Annotated in this window: 8 protein-coding genes and 1 tRNA gene; 8 read left to right on the top strand and 1 reads right to left on the bottom strand. The window is 57.4% G+C overall.

Annotation, left to right across the window (positions count from 1 at the left end):
- The first annotated feature begins 31 nt into the window (after positions 1 to 31).
- The 4 genes from OHL23_RS08080 to OHL23_RS08065 all read left to right on the top strand — a co-directional run bounded on the left by OHL23_RS08080 (position 32) and on the right by OHL23_RS08065 (position 6,055).
- Positions 32 to 1,882: an amylo-alpha-1,6-glucosidase gene (locus tag OHL23_RS08080; RefSeq protein WP_263351271.1), complete on the top strand. Its 1,851-nt coding sequence runs from the start codon at positions 32 to 34 to the stop codon at positions 1,880 to 1,882.
- 494 nt (positions 1,883 to 2,376) lie between these two features.
- Positions 2,377 to 2,715, top strand: coding sequence for a PadR family transcriptional regulator (locus OHL23_RS08075; protein ID WP_263351270.1), 339 nt, complete (start codon positions 2,377 to 2,379; stop codon positions 2,713 to 2,715).
- Positions 2,716 to 2,717: 2 nt separating this feature from the next.
- Positions 2,718 to 5,576, top strand: coding sequence for an ABC transporter permease (locus OHL23_RS08070; RefSeq protein ID WP_263351269.1), 2,859 nt, complete (start codon positions 2,718 to 2,720; stop codon positions 5,574 to 5,576).
- A 402-nt stretch (positions 5,577 to 5,978) separates the two neighbouring features.
- A tRNA-His gene (locus OHL23_RS08065) sits at positions 5,979 to 6,055 on the top strand.
- 18 nt (positions 6,056 to 6,073) lie between these two features.
- Here the strand turns inward: OHL23_RS08065 and OHL23_RS08060 are convergent.
- A complete protein-coding gene (locus tag OHL23_RS08060; RefSeq protein ID WP_263351268.1) occupies positions 6,074 to 6,415 on the bottom strand; it encodes a response regulator transcription factor in 342 nt (113 codons plus the stop codon).
- 160 nt (positions 6,416 to 6,575) lie between these two features.
- On the opposite strand from OHL23_RS08060, the gene OHL23_RS08055 reads away from it, so the two are divergent.
- From OHL23_RS08055 to OHL23_RS08040, 4 genes are all read left to right on the top strand, one after another.
- Positions 6,576 to 8,372: a tetratricopeptide repeat protein gene (locus OHL23_RS08055; RefSeq protein WP_263351267.1), complete on the top strand. Its 1,797-nt coding sequence runs from the start codon at positions 6,576 to 6,578 to the stop codon at positions 8,370 to 8,372.
- 96 nt (positions 8,373 to 8,468) lie between these two features.
- Positions 8,469 to 9,866: a TolC family protein gene (locus OHL23_RS08050; protein WP_263351266.1), complete on the top strand. Its 1,398-nt coding sequence runs from the start codon at positions 8,469 to 8,471 to the stop codon at positions 9,864 to 9,866.
- Positions 9,863 to 11,065 carry an efflux RND transporter periplasmic adaptor subunit gene (locus tag OHL23_RS08045; RefSeq protein ID WP_263351265.1) on the top strand — a complete coding sequence of 401 codons (1,203 nt, stop codon included), beginning with the start codon at positions 9,863 to 9,865 and terminating at the stop codon, positions 11,063 to 11,065. Before OHL23_RS08050 ends, OHL23_RS08045 begins: the two co-directional genes overlap by 4 nt.
- Before the next feature lie 11 nt (positions 11,066 to 11,076).
- Positions 11,077 to 14,715 (top strand): efflux RND transporter permease subunit, encoded by a 3,639-nt coding sequence (locus tag OHL23_RS08040; protein ID WP_263351264.1) that lies wholly within the window; start codon positions 11,077 to 11,079, stop codon positions 14,713 to 14,715.
- Positions 14,716 to 14,717: the final 2 nt, after the last annotated feature.

The following is a 14,717-nucleotide window of genomic DNA, read 5'->3' as shown; positions in this document are numbered from 1 at the left end:
ACGCCATGGCTGAGAGCGGTGAGGAAAGACAATGAAGTTGGTCGATTGGATTACAGATTCTCTAAGAGACTTTAAGGCTGCGGCGACTATGCCTATCCTCGCTTTTGCGTACGTCGGTTGCGCCGCGATTGTCGCTCATGGGCAATCATCGCGCTATGTGTACAACGGAGACCTGGAATTCAAGATCGAGCGTGTTCCTTTTAGTCGATTCGGATCGTACATGAGCATTTCCGACTTGAGTCAGTTTCAGGCGGACCACCATCGTGCCAATGGAATTTTCCTGCGGTCGCTTCATGACGGCGGCGTGGAATCATTTCAGATCGAGTTGGTTGACGGTTCGCAACACGTGGCAACCTCGGTCAAAGCAACGCCAACGTTGCTGACGCTATCTGGGGGCGGCGGAACGGTAGAGATTTGCTTTGATGGGCAGGATCGGCTGCGAGTGCATGGCCGCGGTGTTGAGTTTCGCCTGACTGCACAGGAAGGTATGGCAGTTCCATATCCCGAGAAGCGGTGGGAACTGAATACAGACGCGATGAAGTACATGCTGTCGCCGCTGCAAGGCCGCATGGAAGAGGAGGTTCGGAACGGCAGCAGCCCAGATCATGGCGCGGTTTTCACCTTCGGATCTGCGGCGGGAAATGAGGCTTTCGAAGCGGAGATCGATGCATACGAAAGTGCGTGGGATGGACATATAAGCGCAGGCACGTTCGAACAAGTTGAACGAAGAGAGAAGGCGGCCTACATGGACTGGCTCGAGACGATGCCTAGGGTCGATACCGATCTCGGCGCGGGAGCCGAACTGGCCGCCTATGTGAACTGGTCGAGCGTAGTACATCCCAGCGGCAATTTGAAGCGGTCAGCAATGCTGATGTCGAAAAACTGGATGGGGTCGGTGTGGTCATGGGATCAAACGTTCAACGCCATGGCAACTTCAATGAGCAATCCCGCCCTGGCTTGGGACCAATTCATGCTGCCATTCTATGTCCAAAATGCGACGGGCGCATTGCCGGACAAGTGGGATGCAGACTCTATGGTGTGGACATATTCAAAGCCGCCGGTCCACGGATGGGCGCTTGACTGGCTGATGCGACGTGGCAACTTTGGCGATGACAAGCACTTGAAGGAGATTTATGAACCGTTGGAACGATGGACGGAGTGGTACTTCAAGTACCGTGATCTTAATGGCAATGGGCTACCAGAATATCGCCATGGTGACGAATCAGGATGGGATAATTCGACGGCGCTGATAGCCGGTATTCCCGTTGAGTCGCCGGACTTGAGCGCCCATCTTGTACTTCAGATGGAGGCACTCGCGGAAATTGCGGATCGACTAGGTAAACCGGAAGAATCGAAGCGGTGGAAGCAGAGATCGAGCGAACTGCTCGACAGATTATTGAAACGTTTTTGGACAGGGCACGAGTTTGTGGCGTTCCGGGAGACGGATGGCCAGCAAATCAAATCAAAGAGCTTGCTGCTATTGCTGCCTGTGATTCTCGGCCACCGATTGCCGTCGGCTGTTCAGCAGCAGCTAATCGAAGATCTACGCAGCCGTTTGAAAACGTCGCCGTATGGACTTCCTTCGGAGCCACCATCGAGCCCACTCTATCTTGCCGATGGCTATTGGCGTGGTCCCATTTGGGCGCCTGCGACGATGCTCATCGCGGAAGGGCTTGATGACATGGGGGAACATGAACTTGCACATGCACTTCGAAAGAAGTTCTGCTTGATGGCGCAACAATCAGGCATGGCGGAGAACTTTGACGCGCTGTCGGGAGCGGCCTTACGCGACCCTGCATATACCTGGACTTCGAGCGTGTACCTAATCTTCGCAGAACAGCTCGTTAATCACTCGAACGGAATCAATTCCTCTAGGCACTAAGAAACAAGGCTCTTTTATGCAATGAAAGTCTCGGCCGACGGCAACAGTCCAAAGCGCTCATCCAGCTTCAGTTTGGGACTTCCAAGTAGATTAGTGACGACAAACACCGAAGTGTTGACTGATTTCCAGCGGGGGACTTTCCACTTGGACGAAAAGTCAGCTACGCGTCCACATGGTTTCCAGCGCATGCTCAGCTTTGGAATCACTTCTCTCGGCAGCCGGTTCTACGTCAACTTGCCGAAGACACAGATCGATTTGAATAGGTCAATGAATGCGTTGACCAGTTGGCGTCAACTGACGATCCTGCGGCACTTGCAGGGCCGGGCAGTTCTTCGCGGTTTGGCATTCGGTGGAAGCCCGCCGATACGCGACATTCAGTGAGCCGCAAGGAGTCATCTCCTCTCGCCTGGCGAATTTATTAGCCGGGCCCCGGAACCTCGTCCCGCAATTTCCACTTGACATTCAAGTGAAGCGGAGGTCTACTTGGTTACCAAGTGAAGAAGAAGCCCATTCCGATACTGCAAGGCACACTCGACCTGATGATTCTCCGCACCTTGGCCACGATGGGTCCTCAGCACGCGTACGGAATCGCGAGCCGGCTGGAACAGGTTTCAGGAGACCAGTTGAACCTGAACCAGGGCACCATTTATCCGGCCCTTATCCGGCTGGAACAGCATGGATGGACGCACGCCTCCTGGAGCAAGACTGAGAACAACCGCGAAGCAAAGTACTATGCCATCACGAAGGCCGGATTGAAGGGGCTTGAAGAAGAGACCGCGCGCTGGCGTCAGATGTCTGGTGTGGTTGAAAAACTCTTGGCGGAGGAGCAATAGTCATGTCCCGCTCAAGACGAATCCAGTACAGGTTTCGCAATCTTTTCCGCAACAATCGTGCAGAAGAAGAGCTTGGGCGCGAGGTTACGTCGCATCTTGCGCTTCTGGCCGACGATTTCGAACGTCGCGGCATGTCGCCTGAAGAAGCTCAGCTGGCTGCGAAGCGCGCCTATGGCGGCGTGGAACAGGCAAAGCAGGCGCATCGCGACGAGCGATCCTTGCTTTGGGTCGAACAGACAGTACAGGACCTGCATTATGCGCTGCGGATGCTGGCGAAATTGCCGGGGTTTGCTGCAGTGGCAATTCTTACGCTGGCGCTCGGCATCGGCGCTAATACCGCAATCTTCAGCGTGGTCAATGCGGTGATGTTCCGCGCACTGCCAGCAGAGGACCCGCAGCGCCTGGTGATCTTTAGCTGGAGCTCGCATCACGACCCGAAGCTGAGCGGACACAGCGATTATGGCGATTGCGACGACGATAACCGCACGAGAGACTGCTCATTTTCCGTGCCGTTTTATGAGGCTCTGCGCAGCCACACGGCCACATTTTCCGGCGTGGCGGCGTTCGCGGGTCCACGTGAGGTGGGTTTCAGTGGTAACGGACCGGCGACTATCGAGCGCGGCCTGTATGTCTCGGGCGATTACTTCTCAACCGTCGGCGCAAGGACAATCCTGGGGAGGCCGCTGGGCCTTACAGACGATGCGCCGACTGCATCGCCGGTGATTGTGCTGGACTACGGCTACTGGCAGCGCGCCTTTGGCGCCGACCCATCCGCCGTAGGCCGCACTGTCCGCCTCGACAACGTGGATGCCGCCATCGTGGGCGTGGTCGAACCGAGTTTCGCCAGCCTGACTCCGGGCAAGAGCCAAGACTTCTTCATGCCGCTGTCGCTTGCTGAGCGCGTTCGGGGCGAATGGTGGGGGACAGGGGACCGGTTGTCCGATCCGGCAAGCTTTTGGGTCGTGCTGGCTGGCCGGCTCAAGCCAGTAGTTTCGATCGAGCAGGCACAAGCTGAAGCAACGACACTTTTCCACGCGGAGGTGCTGCACGCCGCCAAGCCGATCTTCAGCGAGGACGATGCGTCGGCTCTGCTGCTCTTGCCGGCACACGAGGCCTTGAATGGCGAGAGTAGCCAGCTTGCAGCCATGCTCGAACTCATCATGACGGCGGTGGGGTTTGTCTTGCTCATTGCCTGCACCAATGTAGCTGGCCTGATCCTGGCGCGCTCTGCAAATCGGCAAAAGGAGTTGGCCGTGCGCCAGGCGCTGGGCGCCGGACGCGCGCGGATTGTGCGCCAGCTCTTGACCGAGAGCCTGTTGTTGGCAACTTCTGGCGGTGCACTCGGCATTCTGGTTGCCGTCTGGGGCGTGCACACTCTCACCAGGTTGATGTCCAGCAGCCTCGATCATCCCTTTCCGTTTGTCATTGCCCCAGACTGGCGCGTGCTGGCCTTCACCAGCGGCGTTACGTTCGCCACGGGCATCCTGTGCGGTCTGGCGCCGAGCTTCCGCAGCGCGCACGCCGACCTTACACCTTCGCTCAGGGAGAATTCGTCGTCCACCTCCGGCGGCGCATCGCAGGGCGGCCGCCGTATCCGGCCAGGCGATGCGCTGGTTGTGGCGCAGGTGGCGCTCTCGGTAGTTGTGCTGGTCGGCGCGGGATTGCTGGCGCGTACCCTGCATAATCTGCAAACACTCAATCCGGGTTTTGATACGCAAAACGTTCTGCTCTTCGGCATTCATCCCAGCGTTGCCGGATACAAAGACCGTCAAACGGTTGAGCTCTACCGGCAGTTGCAGGATCGGTTCGAAGCGCTGCCAGGTGTGGTGTCTGCCAGTTATTCCGAGGATGCGCTCTTAAGCGGAGGCTGGTCAGCCAATTCGGTGCACCTCGACGGTGCACCCCCCAAGTCGAATGTCAACGCCGCTACGCTCCGGGTGGGACTGGATTTCTTCCGGACGATGCGCATTCCTGTGCTTGCCGGCCGCGTATTCACGCCCGCCGACTTTGCCTCGGCAGAGACGACGAACGCGGTGGTGACCGCGGCGAAGGAAGCTGCCGCACCCGGTAGCCCAGCGACGCCCGCCAAGCCGCAAACCGAGCCCCAGCCGGCTCCCGAGCCTGTTCTCGTCAATCAAGCGTTTGCCTGGAAATTCTTCCCCAACCAGAATCCAGTGGGCCTCCATATGGGCAACATGCAAAGGGACGATCCGGCAACAGGCCCGCAGCCGGGCTATCTCATCGTCGGCATCGCCGGCGACACCAAATACTCTCGGTTGCGGAGAGATATCATGCCTACCATGTTCTTGCCCCTTGTGGGCAACAGCGCGGACTTCGAGTTACGTTCCTCCGGTGACCCTACCGCATTGGTGAAACAGGTGCGCACCATCGTCTCGCAGGCCGACAACAACCTACCCCTCTTCCATATGCGCACGCAGACCCAGCAGATTGAGCAGGCACTCTATCAGGAGCGGCTCATGTCGCGCCTATCGAGCTTTTTTGCGTGCCTGTCCCTGATACTGGCGTGCATCGGCTTGTATGGATTGCTCTCCTACGAAGTGGCGCTGCGGACCCGTGAGTTGGGTATTCGCATGGCGCTTGGCGCGCAAAGGCGGGAACTGATGCGGCTTGTGGTGCGGCGCGGACTTGTGCTGGCGCTTGCCGGCGCGGTCATCGGCATCTGCGCGGCCATGGCGGTCACCCGTCTCATGGCCACTATTCTCTATAGCGTGCGTCCCTACGACCCGGCCACGTTTGGGGGCGTTTGCATCCTCCTTGTGCTGGTGGCGCTAGGCGCGTGTTCGATCCCCGGCCGGCGAGCCGTGCGCATCAACCCCATGGTCGCGCTGCGCGACGAGTGATGCACGCTGCCAAAATGACTCTTCCTCAATGGATCGATCGACAACTTAACGAAATTGCTTTTTCCATCGAGCATTTGGAGTCGATTCTTCCCGGGTATATTCTGGGTCGCGCGGTCACACCCAAGGGCACATCCAGCGTCGATTTAGGTTCCAAGGAGACTTCGTTTCAGTAAACGACCATGTTGCCTGGAGTATTTGTCGATTTACGCTTTATCGCAATGCGCTCCGCGTCAGTGGAATGCGAGCCACATGGCCCAATAGTCGGCAACTTGGACACTTGCCGGTTTTACGGCCACTTGGATTTCCCTGCACGCCTCTGCTCTGTCACGGCATTCTGGGGAAGATTTGGGAATCCATGGGCACGGAAAGGAACGCAAGGTAACGTCTATGAATACCTTATACGGGGGCGTAGTTCAGCTGGTTAGAAAGCCTGCCTGTGATGCAAGAGGCTGCGGGTTCGAGTCCCGTCGCTCCCGCCAGAATTCCGCCGATATTCTTCATGATGAGCCTTGCGTTTCCAAGAGTTGGCACAAGCGAGAAATCACGAGATGCCAGGGCACAATGTCGTCGATGCCGCATTCGAGCGCGTCCCACCAGAGTTCCGCGGTACCGGACGAAGTGGCCAGCACAATCGGCACACAGATATCAATACTCCTCATCCTTTCGACGAGATCTCTCCAATTACCATCAGCCAGGGCAAGTTCCGTGACCATCACAGTCTTCTCGCGCGCCGAGTTGAGCAAGTCAACCGCCGCTGTGATGCTGCGTGCCCACCGCACAACCAGTCCGTGCGCTTCGATGTCCTGCGCGATGGTGGTTTCCGGGCTCCTGTTGGACACGAAAATCACTGTTCCTGCTCGTCTGTGAGTTTGCATCGATTCTCTAACGCTGCCTGATTCCACGCTAAGCCCTCAGGCCTTCGATTGGGCGTAAGCCGCCGTAAGCTCGCCGTAATACTGCGAAGCTTCGAGGAGCATAATGAATGCGGGAGAGAAGCAAGTGCCAACGCCGCCCTTGTCATCCGGAAGATCTCTCGCCAACTCTGCCGCCGACCCCGTGCCGGCGACGGCGGTTCGCGACCAATTGGCGCGCGTGGTGAAAAGCCCTGGTTTCGTTTCATCAGTCCGGTTATGCCGGTTTCTGACGCACATCGTGAATCGGACAATCGATGGAGATATCGATAGCCTCAAGGAGTTCTCGATTGCAATGGAGGTGTTCGACCGCACCTCGGAGTACGATCCGAATATCGACGCGATTGTTCGGGTCGAGGCTCGCCGTCTCAGAGCGAAGTTGAAGGCCTATTACGAGGAAGGGCAGGGTACGGTTGATCCGGTTCTGATTGGATTGCGGCCGGGCAGTTATGTCCCGGTCTTCCGATGGCTTGACGTCCAGCCGGCAAAGCATCGCGAAGAGATTGGCGCCGCTCCGCCACCTGGCCGTATATGCGTTGCCGTGTTGCCGTTCGTGAACATGAGTCCGGAGCCGGAGCAGGACTATTTTTGCGACGGGATCAGTGAAGAGATCACGAATTCGCTTACGCGGGTATCCGGTTTGAACGTGATTGCGCGGACATCGGCCTTTCACTTCAAGGGCGCCAGCATCGATATCCGGGAAGTAGGGCAGCGTCTCGGCGCGAATCTTGTCATCGAAGGAAGCGTGAGGAAGGCCGGCCAACAGCTGCGAATCACTGCCCAGGCGATTCAGACCGAATCGGGTCATCATCTCTGGTCGGAGACGTTCCGTCGCGAGCTTCAGGACGTGTTTGCGATCCAGGAAGAGATTGCACAATCTGTTGCGGAGCTACTCAGGCTTCACATGCCGGAAGTACCAGGGCCAGTGCGGCCCTCCCCTCCTGATCTTGACGCATATACGAGGTACCTGCGAGCTCGATTTCTGATTCACCAGCAGTCGCCTGAAACGCTGCACGCCGCCCTGGAGCAGCTACGACGGCTCACAGAGACTTATCCCGATTACGCTCTCGCTTACAGCGGCATGGCTGCGGCGAGCGGCCTTCTTGCCCAGTTCGGGATGGTCTCGGGCCGTGATGTGTATCCAGAAGTAAAGGCAAACGCGGAACGCGGTTATGCTCTCGATCCTGAGTCCGGTGACACCTGCACGGTGCTGGGAGCACTTCGTGCCTGGTTTGAGCATCGTTGGGATGAAGCGGACAGACTGTATGACCACGCGCTACAACTACAACCCAGTCACGCCCCGGCGCATATGTTTCGTGCTATGGCTTTGTTGTGCCAGGGAGACATCAGCGCGGCGGAGTCTGGACTTTGCCGCTCGACTGAACTGGACCCGCTCTCGGCCAGCGACTGCGCGCGGATGGCTTATCTTCATTACGTCAAGGGAGACTATCCATCAGCCGAAGAGCATCTCCGGCAGTCTTTTGAACTGGATCGCGACTATCCTGAAGCGAGATTGTATGAAGGACTCCTGCACTTCCAGCAGCAGCGTTACGACGCGGTGATACAGTGTCTATCGACATCTGCCTCACCATTGGATATCGGCCTGCTTGCCGCAGCCCATGCCCGGGAAGGCAACTTATCGCGAGCCGAAGAATGTGTCGAGAGACTTCATCAACTCGCGGGGCGGCAATACGTCACTCCGCTGGCAGAAGGATTCGCTGCAGTCGGGATGGGGGATTTCGATCTGGCGCTTCAGCGCCTGGACGAAGCAATAGACCACAAAACCAACTTCGTGAATCTTCTGGCGATCGAGCCGTTCTTTCATCCTCTGCGCGCTGATCGCAGGTTTGCCAAGCTTCTGAAAAGACTCAATTTGTCGCAGTAACCGGTAGCACAAGCGGTGCCGTAAGTTTCAACCGGCTTACGTAGAGCTTACGAGGCATTACTCCCCCCGCTTCCGCGTTCGAGGCACCATTGCCTCATGAAACGACGCATTCCAACAAGCTGCTTGGCCTTCACCCTGGGGACGCTGGCGCTGCTGGCGCGGGGCCAGAATCTCACACCTCTGCCCTCTCCGCCCACGGTTGAACAGGAGGCGGGACAACAATCAAACCTCCCTGAATTGACTCTCGAACAGGCAGTTGAACAGGCTGTTGCGAACAACAGCAGTCTGAAAGCCGCCAGCCTCGATACACTCCGGGCCGCCGACGATCTGGCTGCGAATAAGACAAGACGCTTTGCGAATACGCAGGTCACTGCGCTCGGCGCTCAACTGGTTACGAAGCCATCGGTTACTTACCCGGCGGGCTCGCTCGGGGTATACAGCGCAACCGGGCCGATCCCGGCGACGAATCAGAAGGTTGAGATCCCGCGAAAACCCGTAGGCATAGTGAATGTCTCGGTTGCCCAGCCGCTTTCGACGCAGTACCAGCTCCATTTGCAATTGAAAGCTCTTGAACTGGGGCTGGAAGGTACGCGCCAGGAGCAGGTAAAAACGCGTCTGGAGGTGGTTGACCAGGTTCGACGTGCTTACTACGCGGTGGTCGAGGCACAGAGCGCTTTGGATAGTCTTCAGGCGTCCCTCCCTTATTACCGGGAATCGCATCGTCTGGCATTCGTGAACCGCGGTAAAGAGACGATTCTCGAATCGGATTTGCTGAACGCCGATGCGCAGCTTTTGAAGATACAGAATGCCATCAGCGATGCGAGCGACAGGGTCGCGTCGGCGAGCGAAAGATTGAACGATCTGATGGGCCGCGACATACACACGCAGTTTCGGGTTGCGGCGATCGGCGATGCAGATACAGATCTCGCCACATCCCAAGCCATGGAAGCCCGCGCTCTTCAAAATCGGCCAGATGTGAAAAAGGCGAAGCTTCAGGTGCAGCAAGCCAATTACGACGCGCGGGCGAAGAAGGCCGAATATATCCCCGACGTGAGCCTGGCATTCAGTTACTACACAACCGCGAACTTCGAGAATGTATTTCCAAGCAACGTCGGGACAGTGGGTATGTCGCTTCGGTGGGAACCGTGGGACTGGGGGCGCAAGCGCCATGAATACGACGAAAAGCGAACCAAGGAAGAGCAGGCCAGGGTTGGCGTCGGCGCTACGGAACGCGCCGTTCTCCTGGAGGTGAGAAATGCGTGCCGGCAATTGGAGAACACCCGCCGGCAACTGACCCTCAGCGATGCAAGCGAACGTGCGTCCCGGCAGAAGCTCAAAGAGTTGCAGGAGAAGGTGAAGCGCGAAGCGGCATTGAGCAGAGATTTGTATCAAGCACAGTCGGATCTGGCGTCCGCGGACAGCCAGCAGCAACAAGCCCTCACCGCGTTCTGGAAGGCCAGAGCCGATCTTAAAAAGGCGATTGGAGAAGAATGATGCGTATCTCAATTGGAATTTTGAGTATTGCCGTGTTTTCAGTTCTCGCAGGCTGCGCAAAGACGCAGAAGGCGGGGCCAGAGCCAGTTCCCGTTGTGGCCGAGATTGTGGCTACGCAGCAGGTCCAGCCCAGTTGGAACTACTCCGGCGAGATTCGTCCGGACACTGAGGTTCAACTGGCCTTCAAGGAACCCGGTTATATCGCCGCTCTGTATCGAGTGAAGGGCGTCGATGGTCGGATGCGTGATGTGCAGGTAGGCGACGAAATACCTTCTGGCGCTACGCTGGCCCGACTGCGCAGCTCCGATTATGAAGCCTCGCTCAACTCTGCGGTCGGCCAGCAGCACTCAGTGCAGGGTACGCTTGATGCTTCGCAAGCGGAACTCAGCCGGGCAACGGCCGACCAGGCAAAGGCGGATCTTGATTTTGAGCGCGCACAAGCGCTCTATGCCGCCAAAGCAATGACTCGCCCGGACTACGATGCTGCGGTGGATCAGCACACGTCGGCGACCGCCAGTGTGGAAGCCGCCGTGCGTCAGATCGAGGCGCGCCGCGGGCAGTTGAGTGCTGCGTCGGCGCAGGCGTTCTCCGCGCGGATCAATCTTGGCGATACCAGCCTGAACGCTCCCATGCCTGGAGTCATTGTCGAAAAGAGTGTGGAACCGGGCAGCCTGGTTGCTGCGGGGACAAGGGCGTTCACGCTCGACGATACGCGCGTCGTGAAGGTGAACTTCGGAGTTCCCGACAACATGCTGGCACACCTCAAACCAGGGGCAGCAGTGCCTTTGCAACTTGATGCATTGCAGGGGCGGACCTTCACCGGGCAAATTACGGGAATCTCCGCCTCCGCCAACCGCGAGTCGCGGGTTTTCAACATCGAGGTTACTCTCCCGAACCGGGATCGCTCGCTCAAGGTAGGCATGATCGCACGCATCCGTATAGAGCAAGCGAATACGCAAATTGTGACTGTAGTACCACTGACCGCCTTGATGACCGCGGAATCCGGTTCGAATAACTATTCGGTCTTCTCTGTAAGGGAGCGCGATGGCAAACAGTTTGCGCAATTGAAGAGTGTGAGGATCGGTGAAACCTTCGGCAAGTCGGTCGTCATCGACGAAGGCCTTACGCCCGGCGAACGAATCGTCGTCAACCGTACTAACCAGCTAAGCAACGGAAGCCTGATCCGGATGGTCAACTAGGAGACGCAGCAATGACACACGCACAGAATGAGCAGTCCACGGATAAGAAACAGAATCTCGCCCGCTTCTTCCTCGAACAGCGACACATCGCGTGGGTCTCTCTCGCGGTTGCACTCTTGTGGGGAACCTACGGGCTATTGAAAATGCCGCAACGGAAGGACCCTGATATTCCAGTGCGCCAGGCGATGATTATCGTGCCCTGGCAGGGAACCTCATCCGAACAGGTCGAGCAGTTGGTGACCAGGAAGATCGAGCAGGCCATTGCTCTGAATCAGTGGGTGACGGAGATCAAGAGCGCCTCCAGGACCGGCTCGGCGATGGTTCAATTCGAGCTGGCGGAAAAGGGAAAATACGACAGGGACAAGGAACTGGACGACGTGAAGATCAGGCTGGATGCTATCCACGATCTTCCGCAGGGCGCCGGCCCGATCTTGTACATCAAGGACTTCGGGGATACGTCCGCATTGATGCTTACGGTAGCGAGTCCGCCGGCCGACCCGGCCCAGGTCGCCTGGATAAGCAAGCTCGTTGAGACACAGATCCGCCAGGTTCGGAGTGGTTTGGATACGCATACTCAGCCGCGACGTTCCATCGTTGTGGTTTTTCCGAAATCTATCGACAGCGACGAAGTCGAGCGCAAGTTGTCTTGGGTGACCCGAGACATGGCAACCCAACATCTGTGTTCCGATGTGCGCGTGCTTTCGGGAGCAGGGTTTACCGGGGTGGACCTGGCGACGAACCTCAGCACTCCTGATCTGCAATCGGCCTTGAGAAAGTTCGCGAATCAGAGCCTGCAAACCGACGAACTTCATCCCGATGCATGGAAACCTGCGATCATCGATGAACCTGCAAACACCACTGCGGCGCTTCAGGCCGTGGCTGGTGACAAGTACACCTATCGCGACCTGGACGATTTTACCGATACCCTTCAACGAAGCCTGAAAACGCTGTCGATCGTGGCGAAGGCAGAACGTTCCGGGGTACTGGACGAGAACGTATTCCTGAATTTCTCACAGCAACGCCTCGCGCAATACAAGCTAAGACCAGCAGATCTTTCCAGCATCCTCGCTGCCCGGAATCTACCGGAGAGCGGCCAAACGCTCAATGCACGCGGACGCACGGTCAGCGTCGACACCACAGGCGAGTTCAAGAGCATCGACGATCTGCGGAATGTTGCGATAGGCACGTCGCCGAACGGAACGCCACTTTACCTGCGGGATCTTGTGGACATCGACAGGGGATACGAGAATCCGCCTTCGTTCCTGAACCGGTATACGCGCCGCGACGAAAACGGCAAATGGATCACGACACGCGCTATTACGCTCTCGGTCCAGATGAAGAAGGGAGAACAGATCGGATCTTTTGGAAAACAGGTGGACGCCAATCTTGCGAGCGTGAGAAAAACATTGCCGGCCGACCTGGTGCTGGCCCGGACCTCAGACCAGCCACTGCAGGTACACGACAGCATCGAGCTCTTCAGCCACAGCTTGATCGAGGCGCTGGTGCTGGTGGTTGTCGTGGCGTTGATTGGCTTCTGGAGCTGGCGGACAGCCATTCTGATTGCGGCGTCGATGCCGATTACGCTGGCGATCACATTTGGGGTCATCAACACGCTCGGAATCGACCTGCAACAGGTTTCGATCGCTTCGCTGATCATCGCGCTGGGATTATTGGTCGATGTACCAGTGGTCTCCGGCGACGCGATTGTGCGCGAACTGGGCGCGGGCCAGCCGAGGTCGGTCGCCGCGTGGTTGGGACCGACGAAGTTGCTTAAGACGATGGCGTTTGCGACAGTCACGAACATCGTCTCCTACCTTCCGTTCCTACTGTTGCCCGGAGATACAGGGAAATTCCTGTACAGTCTGCCTATCGTCATTAGTTGTTCGCTGCTGGCGGCCCTGCTTGTCTCGATGACCTTTGTGCCGCTTATCAGTTCGTTCCTATTGGAAGCCAGGAGCGAAACTCCTATCGCCGAGAGGCGGAAGCACGGGTTTACTGGCTGGTATTTCCGAACGGCGAAGAAGGCCATTGAACACAGGAAGCTGTGCCTGGCGGGTTCGCTGGTCCTGCTGATAGCGGGCGGCGTTGTCTTCTCCAGGCTGAAACCGCAGTTCTTTCCAAAAGACCTTCAATACTTCTCTTACATCGACGTGTGGCTGCCTGAAGACACACCCGCAAGCGCGACCAGCGCCGTTGCTCAGCAGGTGGAATCCATCACCCGCCAAGTAGCGGAAGAGTATGGTAGAAGCCACCCAGAGCACGGACACCCGAAGGATGTTCTGCAATCGATGACCACGTTTGTGGGCGGCGGCGGTCCTCGCTTCTGGAGTAGCGCCACACCTGAGGACAGGCAAACCAACTATGCCCAGGTGATTCTGCGAACCAAAGACAATCATGATACGACGCCTCTGCTTGCCCTATTGCAGCCGGAATTGGACATGCAAATTCCTGGAGCAATCATCGATACGCGGACTCTCGAAACGGGCAAGCCGGTTGGAATTCCGGTTCAGGTCAGAATTTCCGGCGAAGACTTGCCGCGTCTCAGAGCGGAAGCTGAGCAGCTGAAGCAAATCTTTCGCGACATCCCCATCGCCGCCAGAGTTCGAGACGATTGGGGCGAGCCGAGTGCAAGAGAAGTGGTGCAAGTCGATGCGGACCGGGCAAACCTGGCGCACGTCACAAACGCAGATGTCTCCGATTCCGTCGGTGCGGCTCTTCATGGCATTACGGCTGGAGTCTTGAGAGATGGCAACAAGCAGCTTCCGATTGTTGGACGCATGCATATGGAAGAGCGGTCCCAACCCTCTGATCTGCGCAGCCTATACGTCTTCTCGCGGCAAGACACCTCTCCAGTGCCTCTAGATCAGGTGGCGACAACTGCCCTGAGTCCGGTAACGCCAAAAATCCGGCGCTTCGATCAGTACCGCACCATTACCGTGCAGTGCTGGCCCACGCAGGGACACTTACCTTCGGAGGTAATCGCAGCGGCCATGCCAAAGCTCGAAGCATTCCAGAAGCAGCTTCCCGACGGATTTATATTCCGCTTCGCAGGTGAGCAAAAGGAGCAGGTAAGCGGCTTTGCCGACCTCACTACGGTGCTGCTCATTTGCATTAGCGCCATTTACCTGGCGCTCCTCGCACAGTTCAGGCATGCGTTCAAACCCCTCATCGTCTTTGCCGCAATTCCGTACGGCGTTGTCGGTGCAATCTTTTCACTCGCCATTATGGGCCAGCCCTTTGGATTCATGGCATTCCTTGGAATCATCAGCCTCATCGGTGTAATTGTGAGCCACATCATTGTGCTGTTTGAATTTATCGAGGAGCGACGAGAAGAGGGCGAGGAATTGGAGTTGGCCCTGATCGATGCCGGTATCCTTCGTTTGCGCCCTGTGATGATCACGGTTGCAGCCACAGTGATTGCGCTGTTTCCGTTGGCTGCACATGGCGGCCCGCTTTGGGAGCCACTTTGCTATGCGCAGATTGGGGGACTGACGATCGCCACCTTCGTGACGCTTGGGCTCGTTCCCGTCCTCTATTCCTTCGTCGTACTGGATCTGAAATTGATCCGTTGGGAACAAGCGGAGCACCCGGCGTCGGCTGCTTCAGAGAAACCGGCAGAGATGCCCGCAGAATCGGAGGTGCACGCGTGACT

Source organism: Acidicapsa acidisoli (assembly GCF_025685625.1).
Classification (GTDB): domain Bacteria; phylum Acidobacteriota; class Terriglobia; order Terriglobales; family Acidobacteriaceae; genus Acidicapsa; species Acidicapsa acidisoli.
This window is presented reverse-complemented; position numbering and strand designations above follow the sequence as displayed.